Annotated in this window: 25 protein-coding genes; 13 read left to right on the top strand and 12 right to left on the bottom strand. The window is 73.0% G+C overall.

Translation table 11 applies throughout. The annotated features are described in order from the left end of the window. The first annotated feature begins 36 nt into the window (after positions 1 to 36). Both Q8X39_RS17630 and Q8X39_RS17625 read left to right on the top strand, forming a co-directional pair. On the top strand, positions 37 to 1,035 hold the full coding sequence (locus Q8X39_RS17630; RefSeq protein WP_305750999.1) for a Bug family tripartite tricarboxylate transporter substrate binding protein: 999 nt from the start codon (positions 37 to 39) through the stop codon (positions 1,033 to 1,035). Positions 1,036 to 1,055: 20 nt separating this feature from the next. Then, positions 1,056 to 3,035 carry an aconitase family protein gene (locus Q8X39_RS17625; protein ID WP_305750998.1) on the top strand — a complete coding sequence of 660 codons (1,980 nt, stop codon included), beginning with the start codon at positions 1,056 to 1,058 and terminating at the stop codon, positions 3,033 to 3,035. Here the strand turns inward: Q8X39_RS17625 and Q8X39_RS17620 are convergent. The 6 genes from Q8X39_RS17620 to Q8X39_RS17595 form a co-directional block, all read right to left on the bottom strand. Continuing rightward, positions 3,025 to 4,239 carry a 6-phosphofructokinase gene (locus Q8X39_RS17620; protein WP_305750997.1) on the bottom strand — a complete coding sequence of 405 codons (1,215 nt, stop codon included), beginning with the start codon at positions 4,237 to 4,239 and terminating at the stop codon, positions 3,025 to 3,027. The genes Q8X39_RS17625 and Q8X39_RS17620 overlap by 11 nt on opposite strands. A 291-nt stretch (positions 4,240 to 4,530) precedes the next feature. Further along, the gene (locus Q8X39_RS17615; RefSeq protein WP_305750996.1) at positions 4,531 to 5,223 is read right to left on the bottom strand and encodes a substrate-binding domain-containing protein; all 693 of its coding nucleotides are present in this window, start codon (positions 5,221 to 5,223) and stop codon (positions 4,531 to 4,533) included. 68 nt (positions 5,224 to 5,291) lie between these two features. Then, complete coding sequence (locus Q8X39_RS17610; RefSeq protein ID WP_305750995.1) at positions 5,292 to 6,224, bottom strand: metallophosphoesterase family protein; 933 nt, start codon at positions 6,222 to 6,224, stop codon at positions 5,292 to 5,294. A 41-nt stretch (positions 6,225 to 6,265) separates the two neighbouring features. Continuing rightward, positions 6,266 to 7,792: an ATP-binding protein gene (locus Q8X39_RS17605; RefSeq protein WP_305750994.1), complete on the bottom strand. Its 1,527-nt coding sequence runs from the start codon at positions 7,790 to 7,792 to the stop codon at positions 6,266 to 6,268. Further along, positions 7,789 to 8,463, bottom strand: coding sequence for a response regulator transcription factor (locus tag Q8X39_RS17600; RefSeq protein ID WP_305750993.1), 675 nt, complete (start codon positions 8,461 to 8,463; stop codon positions 7,789 to 7,791). Before Q8X39_RS17600 ends, Q8X39_RS17605 begins: the two co-directional genes overlap by 4 nt. 67 nt (positions 8,464 to 8,530) lie before the next feature. Then, positions 8,531 to 8,836, bottom strand: a complete 306-nt coding sequence (locus tag Q8X39_RS17595; RefSeq protein ID WP_305750992.1) for a PepSY domain-containing protein — start codon at positions 8,834 to 8,836, stop codon at positions 8,531 to 8,533. 239 nt (positions 8,837 to 9,075) lie between these two features. Here Q8X39_RS17595 and Q8X39_RS17590 point away from each other — a divergent pair, with 239 nt between their 5' ends. The 9 genes from Q8X39_RS17590 to Q8X39_RS17550 all read left to right on the top strand — a co-directional run bounded on the left by Q8X39_RS17590 (position 9,076) and on the right by Q8X39_RS17550 (position 16,330). After that, positions 9,076 to 9,498, top strand: a complete 423-nt coding sequence (locus tag Q8X39_RS17590) for a DUF1924 domain-containing protein (protein ID WP_305750991.1) — start codon at positions 9,076 to 9,078, stop codon at positions 9,496 to 9,498. 8 nt (positions 9,499 to 9,506) lie between these two features. After that, entirely contained in the window at positions 9,507 to 9,986 is a 480-nt protein-coding gene (locus Q8X39_RS17585) for a diheme cytochrome c (protein WP_305750990.1), read from the top strand. A gap of 35 nt (positions 9,987 to 10,021) precedes the next feature. Then, entirely contained in the window at positions 10,022 to 10,795 is a 774-nt protein-coding gene (locus Q8X39_RS17580) for a cytochrome b/b6 domain-containing protein (RefSeq protein ID WP_305750989.1), read from the top strand. Between the two features lie 129 nt (positions 10,796 to 10,924). Then, a complete protein-coding gene (locus Q8X39_RS17575; RefSeq protein ID WP_305750988.1) occupies positions 10,925 to 12,844 on the top strand; it encodes a bifunctional metallophosphatase/5'-nucleotidase in 1,920 nt (639 codons plus the stop codon). Positions 12,845 to 12,939: 95 nt separating this feature from the next. After that, on the top strand, positions 12,940 to 14,082 hold the full coding sequence (locus Q8X39_RS17570; protein ID WP_305750987.1) for a hypothetical protein: 1,143 nt from the start codon (positions 12,940 to 12,942) through the stop codon (positions 14,080 to 14,082). 133 nt (positions 14,083 to 14,215) lie between these two features. Beyond that, entirely contained in the window at positions 14,216 to 14,719 is a 504-nt protein-coding gene (locus Q8X39_RS17565; protein WP_305750986.1) for a tetratricopeptide repeat protein, read from the top strand. Positions 14,720 to 14,835: 116 nt separating this feature from the next. After that, entirely contained in the window at positions 14,836 to 15,156 is a 321-nt protein-coding gene (locus Q8X39_RS17560; RefSeq protein WP_305750985.1) for an ArsR/SmtB family transcription factor, read from the top strand. Positions 15,157 to 15,191: 35 nt separating this feature from the next. Then, positions 15,192 to 15,680, top strand: coding sequence for an arsenate reductase ArsC (locus tag Q8X39_RS17555; protein WP_305750984.1), 489 nt, complete (start codon positions 15,192 to 15,194; stop codon positions 15,678 to 15,680). A gap of 2 nt (positions 15,681 to 15,682) precedes the next feature. Then, the gene (locus Q8X39_RS17550; protein WP_305750983.1) at positions 15,683 to 16,330 is read left to right on the top strand and encodes an aquaporin; all 648 of its coding nucleotides are present in this window, start codon (positions 15,683 to 15,685) and stop codon (positions 16,328 to 16,330) included. A gap of 22 nt (positions 16,331 to 16,352) precedes the next feature. Here Q8X39_RS17550 and Q8X39_RS17545 read toward each other — a convergent pair whose 3' ends face one another. Then, positions 16,353 to 17,177, bottom strand: coding sequence for a sulfite exporter TauE/SafE family protein (locus Q8X39_RS17545; protein WP_305750982.1), 825 nt, complete (start codon positions 17,175 to 17,177; stop codon positions 16,353 to 16,355). 176 nt (positions 17,178 to 17,353) lie between these two features. Here Q8X39_RS17545 and Q8X39_RS17540 point away from each other — a divergent pair, with 176 nt between their 5' ends. Further along, positions 17,354 to 18,007, top strand: a complete 654-nt coding sequence (locus Q8X39_RS17540) for a GntR family transcriptional regulator (RefSeq protein WP_305750981.1) — start codon at positions 17,354 to 17,356, stop codon at positions 18,005 to 18,007. 41 nt (positions 18,008 to 18,048) lie between these two features. Here Q8X39_RS17540 and Q8X39_RS17535 read toward each other — a convergent pair whose 3' ends face one another. The 5 genes from Q8X39_RS17535 to Q8X39_RS17515 form a co-directional block, all read right to left on the bottom strand. Beyond that, the gene (locus Q8X39_RS17535; protein ID WP_305750980.1) at positions 18,049 to 18,963 is read right to left on the bottom strand and encodes an ornithine cyclodeaminase family protein; all 915 of its coding nucleotides are present in this window, start codon (positions 18,961 to 18,963) and stop codon (positions 18,049 to 18,051) included. A 68-nt stretch (positions 18,964 to 19,031) separates the two neighbouring features. After that, positions 19,032 to 19,817, bottom strand: coding sequence for a TSUP family transporter (locus Q8X39_RS17530; protein WP_305750979.1), 786 nt, complete (start codon positions 19,815 to 19,817; stop codon positions 19,032 to 19,034). A gap of 13 nt (positions 19,818 to 19,830) precedes the next feature. Continuing rightward, positions 19,831 to 20,109 (bottom strand): 2Fe-2S iron-sulfur cluster-binding protein, encoded by a 279-nt coding sequence (locus Q8X39_RS17525; RefSeq protein WP_305750978.1) that lies wholly within the window; start codon positions 20,107 to 20,109, stop codon positions 19,831 to 19,833. Next, entirely contained in the window at positions 20,106 to 20,432 is a 327-nt protein-coding gene (locus Q8X39_RS17520) for a ferredoxin (RefSeq protein WP_305750977.1), read from the bottom strand. The genes Q8X39_RS17525 and Q8X39_RS17520 overlap by 4 nt, the downstream gene beginning before the upstream one ends. Positions 20,433 to 20,465: 33 nt before the next feature. Next, positions 20,466 to 20,774 carry a 2Fe-2S iron-sulfur cluster-binding protein gene (locus Q8X39_RS17515; protein ID WP_305750976.1) on the bottom strand — a complete coding sequence of 103 codons (309 nt, stop codon included), beginning with the start codon at positions 20,772 to 20,774 and terminating at the stop codon, positions 20,466 to 20,468. A 324-nt stretch (positions 20,775 to 21,098) separates the two neighbouring features. Between Q8X39_RS17515 and Q8X39_RS17510 the strand changes: the two genes are divergently transcribed. Further along, positions 21,099 to 21,824 carry an iron-containing redox enzyme family protein gene (locus Q8X39_RS17510; protein ID WP_305750975.1) on the top strand — a complete coding sequence of 242 codons (726 nt, stop codon included), beginning with the start codon at positions 21,099 to 21,101 and terminating at the stop codon, positions 21,822 to 21,824. Positions 21,825 to 21,862: the final 38 nt, after the last annotated feature.

Genomic DNA, 21,862 nt, shown 5'->3' with positions numbered 1-21,862 from the left:
CCGATCCCACCCACAAGACCCAACAGGAGACACACCATGAACCGACACCTGCCCGCCCACCGCACCCGTCGCCACGCCCTGCTGGGCCTGCTGGCCGCCGGTGCCCTGTCCCTGGCGGCCCACCCGGCCCGGGCCCAGGTCGCCGGCGAGAAGACCCTGCGCATCGTGCTGCCCAACGCGGTCTCCTCCGGCGTGGACACCATCACCCGCACCGCGCAGCCGGCGCTGGCCAAGGCGCTGGGCCATCCGGTGACGGTCGAGAACCAGCCCGGCGCCGGCGGCGTGCTGGGCGTGCAGACGCTGGCCCGCGCCGCGCCGGACGGCTACACGCTGGGGGTGGTGTCCAACAACGTGGTGATCTTCCCGAGCGTCATCCAGCAGCTGCCCTTCGACCTCAACACCGATGTGGTGCCGATCGCGGTGGTCGGCTACACGCCGATCGTGCTGGTCGTGAACCCGAAGGTGCCCGCGAGCAACGCCAAGGAGTTCGTCGCCTGGCTGAAGAGCCGCAACGGCGAGGCCAACTACGCCTCCGGCGGCAACGGGACCATCCTGCACCTGGCCTCGGCGATGTTCGTCGACGAGGCCGGCGTGAAGGCCCGCCACATCCCCTACAAGGGCGTCGGGCCGATGCTCAACGACCTGATCGGCGGCCAGGTCGATTTCGCCACCGCTGCGCTGCCCAGCGTGCAGCAGCACCTCAGGACCGGTGCGCTGCGCGCCATCGGCATGGGCACGCAGCAGCGCGTGGCCGCCGCGCCGGAGATCCCGACCTTCGTCGAGCAGGGCCTGCCCGGCTACGTGGTCGAGGCCTGGTTCGCGGTGCTCGGCCCCAAGGGCCTGCCGCCGGCCGAGGTCCGGCGCATCCACGCCGCCGTCGTCACCGCCTTCGCCGATCCCGGCGTCGCCGAGGCCATGGCCCGGCAGGGCAACGTGATCAACGTCAGCAGCCCGGAGCGGGCCCAGCAGTTCTTCAAGGACGAGCTGGCGAAGTACGCCAAGCTGGTCAAGAAGGCGGGCATCGAGGCGCAGTGATGGCATCGGATGGGACCCTGATGCTGACGCGGCTGCTGCTGCTGTCGACCGATCCGCAGCGGGTGCGGCGCCAGCTGGCCGGGGAGGTGCTGGCGCCCGAGGACATCGGGCCGCTGCGCGACGAGGTCTCGACCGACGAGATCATCCCGCTGCCGGCGATGACGAACTTCGACGCGGCGCTGGGTCGCCATCCGCTGACCGGCTACACGGTGCAGGGCGAGCGGCCGATCGGCGTCGACGCGATCCGGCGCGCCGGCATCGAGGTGATCGTCGCGGGCGAGCGCTACGGCAAGGGCAGCTCGCGCGAGCATGCGGTGGTGGCCGAACGGTCGGCCGGGGTGCGGCTGGTGATCGCGCGCAGCTTCGAGCGCATCTACCGGCAGAACGCGGACAACGTCGGGCTGCTGACCTCGACCGACCTCGGCCTGGTCGGGCGCATCCGGCGCGGTGAGGCCCTGACGCTGGACGAGCTGCTGGCCGGCCGCGACCCGCTGTCGGCCGCGATCCTGCGGGCCGGCGGGCTGCTCGCCTGGGGCGCGCGCCACCTGGCCGGCGCGGTGCGGGTGGACCGCCCGGTGCCGGCATCGGGTCCGCAGACCCTGTTCGAGAAGATCGTCGAGCGGCACCGCCTGAAGGCCGCCGACGGCAGCGCCCCGACACGGCCGCTGCGGCCAGGCGAGGCGGCCTTCGTCGCCACCGACCTGCGCTTCATCCACGAGTACTACACCGGCATGGTCGACCACCTGCTGCGCAGCCAGCACGGTGACGGCGTGCGGCTGCACGACCCGGCCCGCATCGTCTGCTACGAGGACCACCTGAGCTACGTGCACGCCAGCCCGGTGCACCTGGCCCAGGGCCTGGTCGGCGGCGCGGCCGGGCTGTCGCGCGCCCACCGGGCCTTTGTCGCCCGCCACGGCCTGCGTGACCACGGCTACCTGCAGGCGCTGGAAGCCGGCGATGCCGGCAACACTGGCTCGCAGGGCATCTCGCATGCGATGGTGGCCGAGCGCGAGGCCCTGCCCGGCCAGCTCATCATCGGCACCGACTCGCACACGCCGCACAGCGGCGCGCTCGGCTGCGTGGCCATCGGCGTGGGCAGCACGGACATGGCCAATGCCTTCCTGACCGGCAGCGCGCGGCTGGTGATGCCGCAGGTGCTGCGCATCGAGGTCAGCGGTCGGCTGCGGCCCGGCGTGGTCGCCAAGGACCTGGTGCTGCAGCTGCTGGCGCAGCCGGCGATCCGCGCCGGTGCGGGTGTCGGCCGGGTCTTCGAGTTCGGCGGCGAGGCGGTGCGCGCGCTCGGCACGGACGAGCGCGCCACGCTCACCAACATGACCGCCGAGCTGGGCGGCCTGACCGGCCTGGTCGAGCCCGACGCGGAAACCGTGCGCTTCGTGCGCGAGCGGCGCGGCACGGTGCTGGTGATCGAACCCTGGATGCGCAGCGATGACGGCGCGGCCTATGCCGAGGTCATCCGGCTGGATGCCGCGCAGGTCACGCCCATGGTCGCGCGTCCCGGCGACCCGGGCCTGGGCCTGCCGCTGGCCGGACTGCCGGCCGCGCAGCGCCCGCGCATCGACATCGCCTACGGCGGCAGCTGCACGGCCGGCAAGCGCGAGGACTTCGACCAGTACCACGCGGTGCTGTCCTGGGCCGCGCAGCGCGGCCTGAAGGTCGCGCCGGGCGTGCGGCTCTACCTGCAGTTCGGCACGGCCGACGTGCATGCCCACTGCGTGCGCGAGGGCCAGCTGGCGGCCTTCGAGGCGGTCGGTGCCGAGCTGCTGCACCCGGCCTGCGGCGCCTGCGCCAACTGCGGCCCCGGCGCCTCGACCGAGCCGGGCCAGGTCACGGTCAGCGCGATCAACCGCAACTTCCCCGGCCGTTCAGGGCCTGGCCAGGTCTGGCTGGCCAGCCCGGCCACGGTCGCGGCCAGCGCCATCGCCGGTCGCCTGTGCAGTTTTGACGAGCTGCGGGCCGGTGGCGGGTCGCTCAGCGCCTGAGCACCTTCGCGACCGGGTTGGGCCGCAGCCGGAAGGCGTCGGGCATGCCCGAGCCGAGCAGCGGGCGCAGGTAGAGGCGGAAGGCGTCGGTGACGTCGGTGCCGCTGGCCGAGATGAACGCGTCCTCCATCGTGCGGGTCTTGCCGGCCACCGCCTCCAGCGGCAGCAGCTCGTAGTCGGCCGCGTAGTAGCCGCTGCGCTTGATCGCCACCGAGCCATCGCGGTGGCCCCACATGGCGTACTGGACGGCCTTCTCGCCGACCTCGCGGGCCTCGCGCTGGTCGACGTCCGAGACGCAGCCGATGAAGCTGCGCTGGAGGTAGCCGAAGGTGTCGCCGCGCACGCGCTTGATGCCCAGCTTCGCCTTGATCTCCTCGCACAGCAGGTCGGCCAGCGCGCCGGTGCCCGACAGCTGCACGTTGCCGTGCGCATCGCGCTCCAGCTCCTTGGCCAGCGTGGTGATGATGGGCTGGCCGCTGGCGTCGTGGATGCCTTCGCTGACGGCGATCACGCAGCGGCCGTAGCGCTCGTGGGTGGCCTTCACGTCGGCCAGGAACCGGTCGACCTCGAAGGTGCGCTCGGGCAGGTAGATCAGGTGCGGGCCGTCGTCGGCAAACTTCTTGCCCAGCGCCGAGGCCGCTGTCAGGAAGCCGGCGTGGCGGCCCATCACGACGCCGACGTAGACACCCGGCAGGGCCGCGTTGTCGAGGTTGGCACCGGCGAAGGCCTGGGCGACGAAGCGTGCGGCGCTCGGGAAGCCGGGCGTGTGGTCGTTGCCGACCAGGTCGTTGTCGATCGTCTTCGGGATGTGGATGCAGCGCAGCGCGTAGTTGGCGGCCTGGGCCTGCTCGCTGACGATGCGCACCGTGTCGGACGAGTCGTTGCCGCCGACGTAGTAGAACTGGCCGATCTCGTGCGCCTGCAGGACCTTGAAGATCTCCTGGCAGTAGGCCAGGTCGGGCTTGTCGCGGGTCGAGCCCAGCGCGGCGGCCGGCGTCGCGGCGACCAGTTCGAGGTTGTGGCTGGTCTCCTGCGTCAGGTCGACCAGGTCCTCGTTGACGATGCCGCGCACGCCATGGCGCGCGCCGTAGACGAACTCGACGCCCCGGTGGCGGCGCGCCTCCAGCACCACGCCGACGAGCGACTGGTTGATGACGGCGGTGGGGCCGCCCCCTTGGGCGACCAGGATCTTGCGCGGGTTCATCGGGTGTGTCTCCGGGAGAGGGGCAGTCGAACCATCCTAGCCACGGCGTCCATGAACGGGGAGCGGGTCGGACCGGGCTGTAACCTGAAAGTACTTGGTGCCCCTCGTCCGGCGGGTACGCCGGTCGATCCCCCGGGGGGATGTGGGCCGGCTTGGGGCGGCCCGGCGCTCGGCCCACGGGACATGTCTGCCCCTCGCCCGGCGGGTACGCCGGTCGATCCCCCGGGGGGATGTGGGCCGGCTTGGGGCGGCCCGGCGCTCGGCCCACGGGACATGTCTGCCCCTCGCCGCTCAGGCCGGGTCCATGCCGTGGCGGCGCTTGTCGGCGGCGGTGTCGGGCGAGGCGAGGAAGGCGAGCAGGGCCTGTGCGGCTTCGGGCTGGGCGGACCGGGCGGAGACGGCGGCCGAGAAGGTGGTGACGATCTGGATCTCGGCCGGCAGGGCGCCCAGCACGGTGATGCCAGGCAGGGACATCAGCTCGCTCAGTTGCTGGAAGCCCAGCTCGACCTCGCCGCTGGCGACCAGCGAGCCGACCGGCACGCCCGGCGGCGGGGTGACGATGCGCGATTGCAGCGATTCGGCCAGGCCCCAGCGCTCGAACAGCTTCGCCAGCTGCACGCCGCTGGGTCCCGTCGAGTAGCCGATCGTGCGCGCCGCCGCGACGGCGGCGCGCACCGCCGCTTCGCTGGACAGGTCCGGCTGCGGCGCGCCCTCGCGCACCGCCACGGCGACGCCGGAATGGACCAGGTCGACGCGCGGCGCGGCCAGGTGTCCGTCGGCGATCAGGCCGTCGATGGCGTTGGACGCGAGCGCGACGACGTCGAAGACCTCGCCGGCCCGCACCCGCTTGGCCGCGTCCACGCCGCCGACCGCGACGCTGTCGACGCGGTGGCCGGTGTCGCGCTCGAAGCGCGCGACCAGGTCGGCCAGCAGGGCGCGCGTGGCCATCGAGGAAATCATCGAGAGGGTGACGGAAGCGGTCATGGCGGTGCGGCCGCAAGCGGCCGTGCGTGAGGTGGCAACGGCCGGATTATCCCGTTGCGATCGGCCCTTCAGCCCGCCGGGATGCCCTGCGCCGGGTGGCCGGGGACGTCGATCAGCAGGGTCGGCCGGTGGCCGTCGCGCTCGCCCTTGGTCGGGTAGCCGAGCGGGTTGGCGACGACCCGGCAGTGGCCGGTCGAGCCGTCCGGCCGCGGGCCTTCGGCGACGAAGTCGATCGGGCAATGCAGGTGCCCGTGCAGCCACAGGTCGGCCTGCGGCAGCAGCTCGTCCAGCGCGTTGCAGAAGCCGGCCGTGCCCGGCACCAGGCCGTAGCGTGGATCGGCGCAGCGCAGGCTGGGCGCGAAGTGCGTGACGACGACGGTGGGCTGGCCGGCCGGACGCGGCGCGGCCAGCGCCTCGCGCAGCCAGGCCTGGTCGGCGCGACCCAGCTCGCGCAGCGCGGCCGCCAGCATGGGCTGGCCGTCGGCATCGCGGGTGGTGTGGCGACGCAGCCAGAAGTCGGCCGCCCGCAGCGCCTTCTCGCGCTGCTTGTCCTGCCGCACCGCCAGGCTGTGCGCGGCGCCGGCCGGCCCGCGCAGGTGTGCGCCCTTGCGGGGCGGCGCGGCGGTCTCGGCGGCGGCCAGCGCCTCGAAGTCGGTCCACAGCGTGCAGCCGATGAAGCGCACGCCGTCGAGCGTCAGCACCTCCCGGTCCAGCCAGACCAGGCCCAGCTCGTCGCACAGCCGATGCAGCCGCTCGCGCGTGGCCAGCAGCGGCAGCTCGTCGTATTCATGGTTGCCCGGCAGGTAGACCACCCGCCGCCACGGCCCGCCCCGCAGCGGCGAGAAGCGCGCCAGGCCGAAGTCGTCGCCGGCCAGCTTCGATCCCGCCTGGTACGACCCGACATCGCCCGCCAGCACCAGCACATCCGCCCCCGGCGCATGCGGGGGCTGGTAGCCCGGATCGGACTCGAGGTGCAGGTCGGAGAGGAGCTGGAGGCGCACGGGGGGCTTTCGGGGAACGGGCGGGGCGGCGAGGCGCGAGCCTATCGCAGCCCGCCGTCCGGACCGCTCCCCGCCGGGTCCACCGCGCCGGGCAACCAGACCTCCACCCGCAGGCCGCCGAGCGGGCCGATCGACAGGCGCAGGTCGCCGCCGTGCAGGGCGACCGATTCGCGCACGATCGCCAGGCCGAGGCCGTGGCCGGGCACCTGCTCGTCGGCGCGCACGCCGCGCTGCAGCACCGCCTCGCGCTGCGCCGCATCGAGTCCGGGGCCGTCGTCGTCGACGCGCAGGCGCAGCCGGCCGGTGGCGTGGCCGGCTGCCGCGTCGCCGGGCTCCCAGGCGGCGTCGACCTGGACGCGGCGCCGGGCCCACTTGCAGGCGTTGTCGATCAGGTTGCCGAGCAGCTCCTGCAGGTCCTGCTGCTCGCCCAGGAAGGCCAGCTCGGGCGGGTCGCCGTCCCACTCGATGTGCAGGCCGCGGTCCTGGTGGACCTTGTCCATGACCCGCACCAGCGCGTCGACCAGCGGCGCGACCGGCGTGCGCAGCCCGCTGCGGCCGGCCAGCGCGGCGCTGCGGGCGCGGGCCAGGTGCCAGTCGACCTGGCGGCGCGCGGTCTCGACCTGCTCGGCCACGCCGCGCGCCAGCTCGCCCAGCGCGCCGTCCGCCTGGGCATGCGGCGCGGCCTGGTTGGCCAGCACGGCCAGCGGCGTCTTGACCGCGTGGGCCAGGTTGCCGGCCTGGCTGCGGGCCCGCGCGATCCACTGGGACTGGCGTTCGAGCACCTGGTTGAAGTCGTCGATCAGCGGCCGGATCTCGGCCGGGAAGGCCGCGCCGGTCGACGGCGGCGACAGGCGCGGCTGGCGGCCGTCGCGCAGCTCGGCCAGCGCACGTTGCAGGCCGCGCAGCGGCGCCAGCCCCAGCCGGACCTGGGCCAGCGCGGCCAGCGTCAGCAGCAGGCCCAGCACCGCCAGCGAGGCCGCCAGGCTGCCGATGAAGGGCCGGGTGGCGGCCTCGACCTCGGCCGCGTCGACCGCGACGGCGAGCCGCCACGAGGGCTGCGCCCTCGCGGGCAAGGTCAGCGCGGGGGACGCCCCATCGGGTGACACCGCATCGGGTGGCACGACGACCCGCTCCAGCACGATCAGCGCCGGCTCGTAGGGGCCGCTGATGCGGTGGACGTGCAGCTCGCCCGCTGCCGGCGGCTCGCCGGGCAGGGCCAGCGCGCTGTCCCAGAGCGAGCGCGAGCGCAGCGCGCCGCGCCGCGCCGGCGTGTCGATCTGCCAGTACAGCCCGCTGGAAGGCCGCCGCCAGCGCGGGTCGATCAGCGCGGTGGCGTCGACCTGAGGGCTGCCGTCAGCGGCCCGTTCGACGTGGGCGGTGAGCTGGTCGAGCTGCAGCCGCAGCATCGCCTCGGTCTGGCGTTCGACATGGCGGGTGAACAGCGCCGACAGGCCCCAGCCGGCCAGCAGCAGCGCCACGCAGATGCCCGCCAGCGTCAGCGCCAGCAGGCGCCAGCGCAGCGAGTCGCGCAGGGACTCCTGCAACAGCCGGCGCAGCCGTGCGATCACGGCGCCGCGCCCGGACCGGCCTCCAGCCGGTAGCCGAGCCCGCGCACGGTCTCGATCAGGCCCGCCGGCAGCTTCTTGCGCAGCCGGCCGATGAAGACCTCGATGGTGTTGGAGTCCCGGTCGCTGTCCTGTGCGTAGAGGTGCTCGGTCAGCTCGGTGCGCGAGACCACCTGGCCGACCCGGTGCATCAGGTAGGCCAGCAGCTTGTACTCGTGGCTGGTCAGCGTGACGGCCAGGCCGTCGACGGTGACGCGGCCGCTGCGGGTGTCGAGCGCCACCGGGCCGCAGTGCAGCGTCGGGCTGGCCAGGCCGTTGGCGCGTCGGATCAGCGCGCGCACGCGGGCCAGCAGCTCTTCCATGTGGAAGGGCTTGGAGAGGTAGTCGTCGGCGCCGGCGTCGATGCCGGCGACCTTGTCGTTCCAGTGGTCGCGTGCGGTCAGGATCAGCACCGGCAGCGTGCGGCCGGCGCCGCGCCAGTGGCGCAGCACGCTCAGGCCGTCGATGCGCGGCAGGCCGAGGTCGAGCACGGCGGCGTCGTAGGGTTCGACCTCGCCGAGGTGCTGGCCGTCGCGGCCGTCGGCGGCATGGTCGACCGTGTAGCCGGCCTCGGCCAGGGCGGCGCGCAGCTGCTGCGCCAGCGCGGGATCGTCTTCGACCAGCAGGATCTTCATGGCGCGGGGCTCGTGTCGGTTCGGGTCATGGTGGGGCCGGTCCGGCGATGTCTGGCGACCGGGCGCATCAGCGCTCGCGGCTGTCGCGCAGGGGCTCGGCGGTGCGCGCGTCGAGGCGGAGCTTGGTCACGCGGCCGTCGGGCTGCAGCAGCTTGATCTCGTAGTGCCAGCGGCCGCGCCGCTCCTCCAGCTCGACCTCCAGCACCTGGGGCGCGGGCTGGCCGGCGGGCTGCTGGCGCTCCAGCGCCTCGAGCACCTTGCGCAGCGGCAGCACCTGGCCACTGGCGACGGCGGCACGGGCGCGGTCGTGGTCCTCGTCGGCCCGCGCCGGCCCGGTCGGCACGGACGCGAGCAGCACGGACCCGAGCAGCACGGCGCACAGGTGGACCCGCCCATGGACCCGCCCGCGCGGCGGCTGTCGGGGACGGAGCAGAGGGCGTGGCAGTGGGTGGAGCAGAGGGTGGAGCAGTGGGCGGGCGGTCAGGAACATGGGGCACCGATGCTGCGCAGCAGGCGATGAATCTCGCATGAATGCTGCCTTCAGGGAGCGTACAGCGCGGCCTTTCGATCATGCGTCCCAACGGCTCATGCAGCCTGCCCTGGAGCAACCCCATGCAGATCACCCGCACCCTTGGCCGCACCGGCGGCGTCTGGCTTGCCAGCCTGTGCCTGGCCGCCGGCCTGAGCAGCGTCGCCCATGCCGGCGACACCAGCCCGGCCGCCGAGCTGGCGCGCTGGAACCAGGCCGCCGGCACGCCCGGCCAGGCCGCCCGCGGCGAGGCCTTCTTCAACGCCACGCACGGCGGCGAATGGTCCTGCGCCAGCTGCCACGGCAAGCCGCCGGTCGCGCCCGGCAAGCACGCCAGCACCGGCAAGCCGATCCAGCCGCTGGCGCCGGCGAAGAACCCGGAGCGCTTCACCGACGTCGCCAAGGCCGACAAGTGGTTCAAGCGCAACTGCAAGGACGTGCTCTCGCGCGAATGCACGGCCGCCGAGAAGGCCGACGTGATGGCCTACCTGGTCAGCCTGAAGTGAGCCCCGCCATGAAGCCCCTGAACACCGCTGCGCTGGCCGCGCTGATCGCCCTGGGCGCCCTGAGCACCCTGTCGGGTGCGGCCCGTGCCGACGGCAACCTGCTGCCGCGCACGCCGCTGAAGGCCTACGACGCCGAGTGCGCCGCCTGCCACATCGCCTATCCGCCGGCGCTGCTGCCGGCCGGCTCCTGGGCCCGGCTGATGGGCCGGCTCGACAAGCACTACGGCAGCGACGCCGCGCTGGACCCGAAGACCACCGCCGAGATCGCCGCCTGGCTGCAGCGCGAGGCCGGCACCGGCAAGCGCGCCCGCGCCGAGCCGCCGGAGGACCGCATCACGCGCTCGGCCTGGTTCGAGCGCAAGCACGACGAGGTCCGCGCCGACATCTGGAAGCGTGCCTCCGTCAAGAGCCCCGCCAACTGCGCCGCCTGCCACCAGGGCGCCGATCGCGGCGACTACGACGAGGACTCGGTGCGCATCCCGCGCTGAGCCACTCGACCGACATCGCCTGGAGCACGAACACCATGACCTCGACCCTCACCTCGCCCTCGACCTCGCCCTCGACCTCGACCTCGACCTCGACCCGTCCCGCGCCGGCCGCCGCCCGCACGCTGCGCCAGCGGCTCGTCACCGATGCGCCGACGCGCATGTTCCACGCGCTGTTCGCGCTCAGCTTCCTGGGCGCCTACCTGACGTCCGAAGGCGAGAAGCTGCGCGCGCTGCACGTCACGCTGGGCTACACCATGGCCGGGCTGCTGGTGGCCCGCGTGCTGTGGGGCCTGATGGGGCCGCGTCATGCGCGGCTGGCGCCGCTGGTGCGCAAGCTCGCCGGCGTGCCGGCCTGGGTCCGCCAGACGCTGGCCAGCGCTGACCCGACCCAGGTCCCGCGCAGCCACTGGCAGCAGGGCCAGAACCTGGCGCTGGCGGCCGCGCTGCTGGCCTTGATGGCCTTCATCGTGCCGCTCACCGCCAGCGGCTGGACGGTCTACAACGACATCGGCGGCGAGTGGCTCGAAGGCGTGCACGAGTTCTTCGGCAACGGCGTGCTGGTGCTGGTGCTGGCCCACCTTGTGCTGATCGCGCTGGGCAGCTGGCTGCGCGGCCGCAACCTCGCGATGCCGATGCTGACCGGCCGCACCGAAGGCATCGGCCCGGACCTGGTCAAGCGCCCGCTGCGCGGCGTGGCGGTGCTGGTGCTGGTGGCCGTGCTCGGCTGGTGGGCCTGGTCGTGGCTGGACTCGCCCAAGGGCCTGATCCCGCCGGGCTCGATCACGCAGCTGCTGCAGGACGAGGACTGAACGGCCCGGTCGGCCGTTCAGCAAGTCACGAAGGAGGGGCCAGGGCAGGTCACGGGGACGTCACGCGGCGTGAACACCATGCGGTATCGCCCGCCTGCCCGCCTGCCCACTGCCCCACCGGAGAGATCCATGTTCCAACGCCACACGCTGCTCGCGTGCCTGCTGGCCGCCTTCGCGGTCACCGGCGCCCAGGCCCAGGACAAGAACAAGAACGACCGCGCCGAGCGCATGCCCTTCCAGGTCAAGCTGCTGGGCTTCAACGACTACCACGGCAACCTGCTGTCGCCCGGTACCTTCGGTGTCAACACCGCCGTGCCGGCCGCACTGCGCCCCGCCGTCGGTGGTGCGGACTTCCTGGCCGCCGAGGTGGCCCGCCGCAAGGCGCTGAACCCGCTCCACGTCGTCGTCGGCGCGGGTGACTTCATCGGTGCCACGCCGCTGGTGTCGGCCCTGTTCCACGACGAACCGGCGGTCGAGACGCTCAACCGCATCGGCATGGACTTCAGCGCCGTGGGCAACCACGAGTTCGACAAGGGCGCCGCCGAGCTGCTGCGCCTGCAGAAGGGCGGCTGCAAGATCGTCGACGGCCTGCAGGACCCGAACAGCTGCAAGGGCGCCACCGTCGGCACCCCCGTGCCGTTCGAGGGCGCGAAGTTCAAGTGGCTGTCGGCCAACGTGATCAACAACGCGACCGGCAAGCCGCTGCTGCGCGCCTACGGCCTGCGCGAGTTCAAGGACGTCAAGGTGGCCTTCATCGGCATGACGCTGGCCGCCACGCCGACCATCGTGACGCCGTCGGGCGTCGCCGGCCTGACCTTCCAGGACGAGGCCGACACCGTCAATGCGCTGATCCCGAAGCTGCGCCGCGAAGGCGTTCGCGCGATCGTCGTGCTGGTCCACCAGGGCGGCTTCCAGAGCGCCGGCCTGTCGGACATCAACGGCTGCGACGGCAACCTCGCCAACTCGGAGATCGCCAAGGTCGTCGCCCGCCTGGACAACGAGGTCGACCTCGTCGTCAGCGGCCACACCCACGCGGCCTACAACTGCTCGGCCGGCACGGTCGATGCCGTGCGCGCCTCGGCCACCAGCCCGGTCGTCGTCACGCCGCGCCCGACCGGCCTGCCCAACGCCGCCGGCCGCCTGATCCCGGTGACCAGCTCGAGCGCCTTCGGCCGCGTGCTGACCGACGTGGACCTGACCATCGACCCGGTCAAGCGCGACATCGTCGCCGTGACCGCGACGAACCGCCTGGTCGACCGCACCGATCCGGAGCTGATCGCCGCCGTCGCCGCGAAGCCCGAGGTGACGAACCTCGTGACCGCCTACAACGGCCTGGTCGCGCCGATCGCCAACCAGGTCATCGGCTCGATCACCACCGCGCTGCCCAACGCCGCCGATCCAGCCGGCAACATGCCCGCCGGCGAACTGATCGCCGACTCGCAGCTGGCCGCCACCGCGCCGGTCGGCTTCGGTGAAGCCGTCATCGCCTTCATGAACCCGGGCGGCGTGCGCAACCCGGGCTTCACCTTCCCGTCCAGCACGGCCGGCGAAGGCGATGGCAACGTCACCTATGGCGAGGCCTTCACCGTCCAGCCCTTCGGCAACTCGCTGGTCACGCTGACGCTGAGCGCGCAGCAGATCAAGGACCTGCTGGAGCAGCAGTTCGTCGGCTGCCGTGGCCAGGGCACGCAGCGCATCCTGATCCCGTCGGCGGGCTTCAAGTACACCTGGAACAGCGCAGCCGCCTGCGACAGCCGCATCAGCGACGTCCGCCTCGTCGATGCCAACGGCACGCTGGTGACGCAGTTCGTCGATGCCGCCGGCGTCGTGGTCGATGCGACCCGCACCTTCCGCGTCACGGTCAACAACTTCCTGGCCACCGGCGGCGACGGCTTCACCACCCTGCTGGGCGGTACCCAGGCCCTTGGCGGCGCCCAGGACATCGACGCCCTGACCGCCTACCTGGCCAGCTTCCGCCTGCCGGCGACCTCGGCCTACGACCCGACCGCCACGTCGCTGCAGAAGCCCAGGATCACCCGCCTGCCGTGATCGCGGAGGACCCGCACAAGAGCCGCTCGACGGCCGCCGCCCCGGCAACGGGGCGGGTTCGACATGCCGCCGGGTCCGCCCCGGCGGCTTTTTTCATGGCGACGCTGCTGGGCCTTGGCTCGGCCACCGCCACCGCCAGCGACGGCGCGCTGCCCGCCCCCGCCGCGCTGCCGTTCTTTGCCTGGACACCGGCCCAGCGGGCCGAGCGGTTCGCTGCCGCCGAGGACCTGCTGCGCGCCGGCGACGCGCCCGGCGCGCTGGCCGCCTGGGAGGCGCTGGCGCTGCGCGAGCACAGCGCCGACATCGAGCTGGGCATCGTGCGCAGCCAGATGCAGGACGGCGAGCTGCGTCGTGCCACCACCTTCAGCGCCCACACCGCTGGCGTGCACCGCCAGGACGTCGCCGGCAGCGCCGTCTACGGCTGGTTGCTGGCCCTGGGCGGTCAGCGTGCGGCCGCGCGCCAGCGGGTCGACGCGGCGCTGCAGCGCCATCCCGATGCCGCCTTGCTGCAGGCGGTGCGCGAGCGCATCGACCAGCCGCATCCGGCCCTGGGCGCGGGCATGCGCGAGCTGCCGCACCGGCTAGCGCCGCTGTCCACCGGGGTCGTGCCCGACCGGCCGGTGCAGGCGGTCGCCTCGGCGCTGCTGCTGGGCGACGGCGCGCAGGCGCTGCTGCCGGCCGATCGCCTGCTGGCCGACCAGCCGGTCTGGCTGCGCGATGGCCTGGGACGCACCGTGCGCGGCTGGCCGCTCGACGACGACGCGCCCGTGCTGCGCCGGTTCAGGCTGGACCCGCCGCTGCCGCCACCGCCGGCCCTCCAGCTCGCGGCCCGCGATCCCTTCCCGGGCTCGCCGGCGCTGTCGGTGCTGCACGGACCGAGCCCCGACGGCGAGCCGGCCTGGCCCTGGCTCAACCAGGTCTTCCTCGGCCTGCCCGACGCCCAGGGCCGGCGCCCGCTGGGCCTGGTCGACCCCCAGGCACTGGTCGGCGGGCCGGTCTTCGACCTGTCGGGCGTGCTGGTGGGCGTGGCGCTGGGCCGGGCCGACGGCACGCTGCTGCTGCGGCCGGCGTCCGCGCTGTCGGTCTGGCGGGAACGTGCGGGCTGGGGTCACGCGGGTCCGGTGACGGGTCCGGGAACGGGAACGCCAGGGGGTGCCGCTCCTGTCGCCCGGCTGCCGTATGACGAGGTGCATGAACGCGCGCTCCGCCTCACGCTGCAGGTGTTGCAGCCGCGTTGAAGCATGCCGCGCCGCGCGTGACTTCCCCACGCGCGGCGCGGCGCGGCCGCAGCCCGGCGCCAAGGTCCGTTGTGCGTGCGAGGCTTCCCGGGACACACTCCCGACCGGCTGATCCACCTGCCTGAGCCCCGACATGACCCGTTCCGACGACCTCCCGCCGCTGTTCCGCACCTGGATCGGCATGACGCTGCTTGGCCTGGCGCTGCTTGGCCTGGCGCTGTTGGCCATCGGGCCGGCCCGGGCGCAGACCGTGGCGGCCGAGCCCGCCACCGTGCTGCAGCAGGCCGACGCGCGGATCGCCGCCGGCCAGCCGGGCGAGGCCGTCGCCCTGCTGCAGGGCCTGGCCGACCAGGGCGACCGCGGCGCGCGCACGCGCCTGGCGCGTCTGCACGAGACCGGCCAGGGCGTGCCGAAGGACGAGTCGCTGGCCGCGAGCCTCTACGAGCGCGCCGCCCACCAGGGCGACCCGGACGCGCAGTTCGCGATCGCCGCCATGTTCCGCGAGGGCCGCGGCGTCGAGAAGGACCACCTGCTCGCCAGCGTCTGGATCCGCCGGGCTGCCGCCAACGGCCATGCCCGGGCCCGCGCGCAGCTCGGCCTGCCACCGCTGGCGCCCGGCGCGACCTCGCCGCGCTGACGCCGTCAGCCGCCCGACGTTCCTGCCCGTCCCGATACGCCTCGTGTCGCGTCGCCAAGTGGCACGCGGCGTCGGCTGTCATCTAACATTCAAACATTTCCTTGATCATCGAAGCGATGGACGATGCATCGGTTGCCCGCGCGCTCGGGGCGCTCTCCCAGGTTCACCGGCTGAAGGCGTTTCGCGCCCTGGTCGTGGCCGGGCATGACGGCCTGACGCCGGGCGTGCTGGCCGAACGGCTGGGCATCACGCCGGCGACCATGTCCTTTCACCTGAAGGAACTGCTGCAGGCCGAGCTGGTGAGCCAGACCCGCGACGGCCGCAACCTCGTCTACCGCGCCTCGTTCGAGCGCATGAACGGCCTGCTCGCCTTCCTGAGCGCCAACTGCTGCGAGGGCCGGCCCTGCGAGCTGGCTGCGCCGCCGTGCGACTGCTGAACGTCCTTCAAACCGCCACGCCCTGGATCCCCGCCATGACCACCCACGTCCTCATCCTCTGCACCCACAACTCGGCCCGCAGCGTGCTGAGCGAATGCATGCTCAACCACTGGGCCCGCCAGCTCGGCCGGGACGTGCAGGCGCACAGCGCCGGCAGCACGCCCAGCGGTCGCATCAACCCGCATGCGCTCCAGGCGCTGGCCGCCGCCGGCATCGACACGGCCGGCACCCGCAGCAAGTCCTGGGACGAGTTCGTCGCGCCCGGCGCGCCGCAGATGCGCATCGTCATCACCGTCTGCGACAGCGCCGCCGCCGAAGCCTGCCCGTGGTGGCCGGGCAGCCCGGTGCAGGTCCACTGGGGCTACCCGGACCCGTCGAACGCCGCCGAGGACCAGAAGGCCCAGGCCTTCGAGCTGACCCGCCAGGCGATCGGCTACCGCATGCTGCAGCTGCTGGCGCTGCCGGTCGAGACGATGTCGGACGCCGAGCTGCAGGCCGCCCTCGTCGGCGCCTACCGGAACTGAACATGGACGTCGCACACCGTCGCCGCCTGCTGGCCGAGCTGCTCGGCACCGCGCTGCTGCTGGCCGTCGTGATCGGCTCGGGGATCATGGCCGAGCGGCTGTCGGGCGGAAACGTCGCGCTCGCGCTGCTGGCCAACACGCTGGCCACCGTCGGCGGCCTCTACGTGCTGATCGAGGTGTTCGGCCCGGTCAGCGGCGCGCACTTCAACCCGGCGGTCTCGCTGGTGATGACCTGGCGCGGCGCGCTGCCCCGGTCGCAGCTGCTGCCCTACGTGCTGGCGCAGCTGACCGGCGCGGTGCTGGGCGCCTGGCTGGCCCACCTGATGTTCGACGCGACGCTGCTGCAGCTCTCGGCCAAGGTCCGCAGCGGTCCCGGCCAGTGGGTCGCCGAGGCGGTCGCCACCGCCGGCCTGCTGCTGGTCATCCTGCGCGCACCGCCCGCGCGGGTCGCCGCGATCGTGGCCTGCTACATCGGCGCGGCCTACTGGTTCACCGCCTCCACGTCCTTCGCCAACCCGGCCGCGGCCTTCGGGCGGATGTTCAGCGACAGCTTCGCCGGCATCTCGCCCGCCAGCGTGCCCGGCTTCGTCGCGGCCCAGCTGGTCGGCGCCGGCCTGGGCGCGCTGCTGGATCGGCAGCTGGGGGATTGAGGCGGGCGGCCTGCCGCGCGCCTCAATGCGTCAGCGCCGACTGCAGCATCTTGACCGCCAGCACCAGCAGGAAGCCCGCGAACACGCGCTTGAGCGTGGCCACCGGCAGCCGCGAGGCCAGCCGCGCGCCGACCGGCGCCATCGCGATGCTCGGCAGCAGCACCCCCAGCAGGGCCGGCAGGTGGATGTAGCCCAGGCTGGCGGGTGGCAGTGCGGCCGAACCCTGGCCGCCCAGCCAGAAGGCCAGCGTGCCGACCACCGCGATCGGGAAACCCAGCGCGGCCGAGGTGCCGACGGCGCGGTGGATGGGCACGTTGCACCAGGTCATGAAGGGCACCGACAGGAAGCCGCCGCCCGCACCGACCAGCTGCGACAAGGTGCTGATCGCCGTGCCGACCGCGCCCAGGCCGAGCGCGCCGGGCAGTGCGCGGCTGGGCTTGGGGCGGGCGTTCAGCGCCATCTGCACGGCCGAGTAGGTCACGAAGACCGCGAAGATCATCGCCAGCGTCGACGTCGCCAGGTGGCGTGCGAGCTGGCCACCGATCACGCCGCCCAGCAGGATGCCCGGCGTCAGCCCGCGGAAGATGGCCCAGTCGACGTTGCCCTTGGCATGGTGGGTGCGCAGGCTCGACACCGAGGTGAACACGATGGTCGTCAGCGAGGTGCCGACGGCGACGTGCACCAGGGTCTCGGGCGGGAAGCCCTGCCACTCGAACAGCGAGGTCAGCAGCGGCACGAACAGCATGCCGCCGCCGATGCCCAGCAGCCCGGCCGCGAAGCCGCCGAGCGCCCCGAGTGCGAGGTAGGCCGGCAGCCAGGGCCAGAGCGCGATCTCGTGCCAGTTCATCGCGGGCCTCCACGGTGTGCCGGCAGGACGGGCCGGCCGATGCCGACACGGGATGGCGCAGGCGCCGTCGCGGGGAAGAGATTCAGCATTCTGTATTTCGCATCCCAAAATAGAATTCGAGCACGGGGCGCGCGGCGTTCCGTTGCCGACGACAACACACCCCAAGGAGATCCCCGATGGCATCCAGCAGCCCGCTTCCAACGCTGGGCGCGAGCCACTCGCCCCTGACCCAGCTCGTGGCCGACGCGCTGCGCGAGCGCATCGTCAGCGGCGCGCTGCCCCCGGGCGAACGGCTGGTCGAGGGCAAGCTGTCCGAGGAGCTGGGGGTCTCGCGCATGCCGGTGCGCGAGGCGCTGCGGCAGCTCTCGGCCGAGGGCCTGGTGACGATCGAGCCACGCCGCGGCGCGACGGTCACGCAGTTCAACCCCGGCCAGGTCCACGAGCTGGTCGAGGTCCGCGCGACGCTCGAGGGCCTGAACGCCAAGCTCGCCGCCAAGCGCCACGATCCGGCCCAGATCGCCGAGCTCGAACGCATCCTGGCCGAGGGCACCCGCCTGGCCGACAGCGAGGACACGGTGCTGCTGATGAAGTTCAACCAGCAGTTCCACGACGCGCTGGGCCACATCGCCGCCAACTCGGTGCTGCAGGAGATCATGCATTCGCTGCGGGACCGCACCGCGCTGCTGTTCGCGCCGCTCAACCGCGACCGTGGCAAGCAGAACTGGGAAGAGCACGCGGCCATCCTGCGCGCGGTCATCCGGGGCGACGCCGAGCTGGCCTCGCTGCTGGCCACGCGCCACGTCTACAACGCGGCGCAGATGGAGCCCTGAGGCGACCCGCGCCAGCATTCGCCGCGTCGCCCTCGCGCCGTTCAGGCGACACCCAGCCGGCGCCACGCCAGTCCGGCCAGCGCCACGTCCTCCAGGCCGACGCCGACCGACTTGTAGAGGTGGATCTCGTCGTCGCTGCGGCGCCCCGGCACGTCACCGTTGACGAGTGCGGCCAGCTCGACGAGCTTGCCCGGCGTCAGCAAGGCCGGGTCCGCGAGCACGAGGTCGCCGGCTTCCTTCAGTGTCTGCGGCAGCCACTCGACGGCGATGTGGCCGGCGCGCGCGAGTGCGCGGTCGTCCAGCTCGCGGGTGTGCGGCAGGCTCGAACCGATCGCCGCGACGAAGCTTCCCGGTGCCAGCTGGTCGCCCGCGAACAGCGGCGTGGTCGCGCGCGAGGCCGTCACCACCAGGGCCGCGCCGTCGACCGCCTCGGCAGCGCCACACAGGCGCACCGGCACGTCGCAGTCGCGCTGCAGGCGCTCGGCCAGCCCAGGCGCGGCGTGCGGGTCGCAGACGCGGATCTCGCGCAGCCGATAGGCCCGGGCCAGCTGGCGCGCATGGGCGCAGCCCTGCACCCCGGCACCGAACAGCGCCAGCGTCGAGGCGTCGGGGCGCGCCAGGTGGCGGGCCGCGATGACCGAGCAGGCGGCGGTGCGCAGGCGGGTGATGGCCCCGGCATCGAACGAGGCCAGCGGCCGGCCGTCGTCGGTCGCGAACAGCAGGATCACGAACGAGAAGCGACCCTGGATCGTCGTGTAGACCTTGGCCCCGGCGACGCCCTGGTCGGGGATCACCGCGCCCAGGGTCGACAGCTTGACGCCGCCGGCATCGGTGCGTTCGCGCGACTGCATCGCCGCGCGTTGCTGGCCGAACTGGGCGAAGGCGTCGCGCAGCACGGCCTGGGCATCCTCGGGCGTGAGGACGGCGTCGATCATGTCGTCGGTGATGTGTCGCATGGCAGGTCGTTCGTGGGGGAAGCTCGTGGAGGAACAGGGCGGTGCCGGCCGGCGCCGCCGCAGGGGATTCAGGCCGACGAGGCCTGCCAGCCCGACTGGACCAGCAGCGTCAGCGCGCCGAGGGCCGCCAGGCCCAGCAGCAGCGGGCGCAGGCTGCGCGGAGGCAGGCGACGGGCCAGCGGGCCGGACAGCGCGAAGCCCGCGCCCATCCACGGCAGCAGCAGCAGGCCCAGCAGCAGGTGATGGCCGTCGAGCCGGCCGATCAGGCCCAGCGCGGCCAGCGAGATCGCCGCGCCGACGAAGAAGACGCAGCCGAGCGTGGCGCGCAGGGTCGCGGCGGGCAGGTTCTGCAGGGCGATCGCGAACGGCGGCGCACCGGCCGAGGTGATGGTGCCCATCAGCCCGGAGGCGACCCCGGCCAGCGCCGTGCGGCACGGACTCGCGACCATCCGCCAGCCGCCGAGGCTGAGCGCCACGCCCAGCAGGATCAGCAGCGCGAACAGCGGCGTCAGCACGGTCGCCGGCAACAGCGCCAGCGCACCGGCGGCCAGCGCGGTGCCGCCGAGCCGGCCGACGAGGGCGGCACCGGCTGCCGGCAGGTCCACGGCCTGCCACTCGCGCAGCAGCGTCAGCAGCGCCAGCGGGCAGCCCAGCAGCAGCAGCGGTCCGGGCACCAGCGTCGGGAAGAACAGGGCCGCCAGCGGTGCGCTGAACATCGCGAAGCCCAGGCCGCCGATGCCTTGCAGGCAGGCCCCGGCCAGCACCATCAGCCCCATGCCAAGGTAGGTCGACGCCGCCAGGTCGGCCGGCCAGAGCCCGCCGGCGAACAGCGGCAGCACGGCCAGTTCGCTCATGTCGGCCGCCCGCTCACCAGCTCACGGCGACGTCGCCGTGGACGAAGGTCTGGCAGGCCATGCGCCAGCCCTCGGCCAGCGCGGCCTCGTCGAGGTGCTTGCGCTCCTTGGGCTTGACCGCGTCGGCATGGGCCAGGCCGGTCTCGATGCGGCACTTGCAGGTGCCGCACAGGCCGCCGCCGCACTTGAACGGGATGCCGCCCTGGCCGCGCAGCGAGACCCGCAGCAGGTTGCTGCCCTCGGGCGCTTCGAGCACCTTGGCGTCGTTGCTCAGGAACGTGATGCGGATCATGTGGCGGCCCCCTCGGGCGGCAGCGGCAGCGCGTGCAGCTCGGCACGCACGCTGCCGTAGCTGCACAGGCGCTGAAGCTCGGCACGGGCGCCGTCCAGCGTCGGGTGCTGCGGCAGGAACTTGGCCGGCACGTGGTTCACGGCGCCGTCGGGCTCGGTCTCGTCGACCACCGTGACGCGGCGGGCCGGGTCGCTCAGCTCGGCGATGTCGAAGCGTGCGGTGCTGCGGCTGCCGTAGCGGTAGTCCCAGCGTTCGAGCAGGCGCAGGCCGGGGCCGGTCTCGGTGCGGAACTGGCCGGGCTTGCTGGTCAGGATGACGTACATGGTCGGGGCGTCCTGTCGGGGCGGGCGGGTGGCTCAGCCGGCGCTGGGCAGCGGGGCCTGCTCAAGCTCGATGTCGTGGGTCAGCCAGAGCTGGCAGATCAGCCGCCAGCCGGCCTCGACGTGTGCGCCAAGCTGCTTCTTTTCCTTCCAGTTCGGGGCGGGCAGGTGCTCGCCACCCGCGATCACCCGGCAGGCGCAGGTCGCGCACTTGCCCATGCCACATTGGTAGGACAGGTGGGGGTACGGGAACTGGCGGATGCCGGCGCGCACCACCAGGTTGGTGTCGGGCAGCACCTCGCCGCGGTGGGTCTGGCCGAGTCGATGCAGCGTGACGACGGGCATGTGTCGGGGCTCCTGGGTGGATCGGACGGGGACGGCTCGCAGGTCGATCCGTCGGCATAGGAATACTGTATACCGAGATTCATCCGATCCACAAGACCCCCGTCCGCCCTGATCGGTGGCCTGCGCCGGTTGCTGTCGCAGACAGGGGACAGCGTCGCTGGCCGACCCCTTCGACACCGGCCTGTCGGCGGTTGTCACCCGCCAAAGCTTGGTATACAGTATTCCTGACGGCCTCTCTTGTCCTGAATCAGGACCGAAGGCCGTCAACGGATCCCGACCCCTTCCACACCCGTCGACCCGAACGCCGACACCTCGGAGCCCCCCATGACCGCATTGATGAACCGCGAAGAATTCCGCGCCGCCCTCGAGAACGCCATCCAGGGCAAGAGCGCCAACAAGTCGCCCTTCAGCATCGCCTGGGCGACCGGCCAGCTCAGCCGTGCCCACCTCGCGCGCTGGGCCGAGAACCACTACCACTATGTCGGCCCCTTCGCCGACTACCTGGCCTACCTGTACGCCCGCACGCCGGACCACATGACCGAGGCCAAGGATTTCCTGCTGGCCAACATGTACGAGGAGGAGATCGGCGGCGATCGCCACACCGACCTGCTGATCCGCTTCGCCGAGGCCTGCGGCACGACCCGCGAGCGCGTGGTCGACCCGGACAACATGTCGCCCACCACGCGCGGCCTGCAGAGCTGGTGCTATGCGGTGGCGATGCGCGAGGACCCGGTGGTGGCCGTCGCCGGCCTGGTCGTCGGGCTGGAGTCCCAGGTGCCGTCGATCTATCGCCGCCAGACGCCGACGCTGAAGCAGACCTACGGTTTCACCGAGGAAGAGGTCGAGTTCTTCGACCTGCACATCGTCTCCGACGAGATCCACGGCGAGCGCGGCTACCAGATCGTCCTGGAGCATGCCAACACCCCGGCGTTGCAGGCCCGCTGCCTGAAGATCTGCGAGATCGGGGCCCAGATGCGCCTGCTCTACACGACCGCGCTGTACCACGACTACGTGGCCGCCGACCTGCCCCAGCTCGCGCTCGCGGCCTGACGCGCCCGCCTCGTCCGTCCCCGCGACGCCCGCGCACA

The sequence above is a fragment of the Leptothrix discophora genome (assembly GCF_030705305.1).
Lineage (GTDB): Bacteria > Pseudomonadota > Gammaproteobacteria > Burkholderiales > Burkholderiaceae_C > Sphaerotilus > Sphaerotilus discophorus.
This window is presented reverse-complemented; position numbering and strand designations above follow the sequence as displayed.

What these genes read in the sequence shown, in the direction of transcription:
- Q8X39_RS17630 (WP_305750999.1), top strand. Translation starts at nt 37, where the DNA reads ATGAACCGACACCTGCCCGCCCACCGCACCCGTCGCCACGCCCTGCTG.
- Q8X39_RS17625 (WP_305750998.1), top strand. Translation starts at nt 1,056, where the DNA reads ATGCTGACGCGGCTGCTGCTGCTGTCGACCGATCCGCAGCGGGTGCGG.
- Q8X39_RS17620 (WP_305750997.1), bottom strand. Translation starts at nt 4,239, where the DNA reads ATGAACCCGCGCAAGATCCTGGTCGCCCAAGGGGGCGGCCCCACCGCC.
- Q8X39_RS17615 (WP_305750996.1), bottom strand. Translation starts at nt 5,223, where the DNA reads ATGACCGCTTCCGTCACCCTCTCGATGATTTCCTCGATGGCCACGCGC.
- Q8X39_RS17600 (WP_305750993.1), bottom strand. Translation starts at nt 8,463, where the DNA reads ATGAAGATCCTGCTGGTCGAAGACGATCCCGCGCTGGCGCAGCAGCTG.
- Q8X39_RS17590 (WP_305750991.1), top strand. Translation starts at nt 9,076, where the DNA reads ATGCAGATCACCCGCACCCTTGGCCGCACCGGCGGCGTCTGGCTTGCC.
- Q8X39_RS17585 (WP_305750990.1), top strand. Translation starts at nt 9,507, where the DNA reads ATGAAGCCCCTGAACACCGCTGCGCTGGCCGCGCTGATCGCCCTGGGC.
- Q8X39_RS17580 (WP_305750989.1), top strand. Translation starts at nt 10,022, where the DNA reads ATGACCTCGACCCTCACCTCGCCCTCGACCTCGCCCTCGACCTCGACC.
- Q8X39_RS17575 (WP_305750988.1), top strand. Translation starts at nt 10,925, where the DNA reads ATGTTCCAACGCCACACGCTGCTCGCGTGCCTGCTGGCCGCCTTCGCG.
- Q8X39_RS17570 (WP_305750987.1), top strand. Translation starts at nt 12,940, where the DNA reads ATGGCGACGCTGCTGGGCCTTGGCTCGGCCACCGCCACCGCCAGCGAC.
- Q8X39_RS17565 (WP_305750986.1), top strand. Translation starts at nt 14,216, where the DNA reads ATGACCCGTTCCGACGACCTCCCGCCGCTGTTCCGCACCTGGATCGGC.
- Q8X39_RS17560 (WP_305750985.1), top strand. Translation starts at nt 14,836, where the DNA reads ATGGACGATGCATCGGTTGCCCGCGCGCTCGGGGCGCTCTCCCAGGTT.
- Q8X39_RS17555 (WP_305750984.1), top strand. Translation starts at nt 15,192, where the DNA reads ATGACCACCCACGTCCTCATCCTCTGCACCCACAACTCGGCCCGCAGC.
- Q8X39_RS17550 (WP_305750983.1), top strand. Translation starts at nt 15,683, where the DNA reads ATGGACGTCGCACACCGTCGCCGCCTGCTGGCCGAGCTGCTCGGCACC.
- Q8X39_RS17545 (WP_305750982.1), bottom strand. Translation starts at nt 17,177, where the DNA reads ATGAACTGGCACGAGATCGCGCTCTGGCCCTGGCTGCCGGCCTACCTC.
- Q8X39_RS17540 (WP_305750981.1), top strand. Translation starts at nt 17,354, where the DNA reads ATGGCATCCAGCAGCCCGCTTCCAACGCTGGGCGCGAGCCACTCGCCC.
- Q8X39_RS17535 (WP_305750980.1), bottom strand. Translation starts at nt 18,963, where the DNA reads ATGCGACACATCACCGACGACATGATCGACGCCGTCCTCACGCCCGAG.
- Q8X39_RS17530 (WP_305750979.1), bottom strand. Translation starts at nt 19,817, where the DNA reads ATGAGCGAACTGGCCGTGCTGCCGCTGTTCGCCGGCGGGCTCTGGCCG.
- Q8X39_RS17525 (WP_305750978.1), bottom strand. Translation starts at nt 20,109, where the DNA reads ATGATCCGCATCACGTTCCTGAGCAACGACGCCAAGGTGCTCGAAGCG.
- Q8X39_RS17520 (WP_305750977.1), bottom strand. Translation starts at nt 20,432, where the DNA reads ATGTACGTCATCCTGACCAGCAAGCCCGGCCAGTTCCGCACCGAGACC.
- Q8X39_RS17515 (WP_305750976.1), bottom strand. Translation starts at nt 20,774, where the DNA reads ATGCCCGTCGTCACGCTGCATCGACTCGGCCAGACCCACCGCGGCGAG.
- Q8X39_RS17510 (WP_305750975.1), top strand. Translation starts at nt 21,099, where the DNA reads ATGACCGCATTGATGAACCGCGAAGAATTCCGCGCCGCCCTCGAGAAC.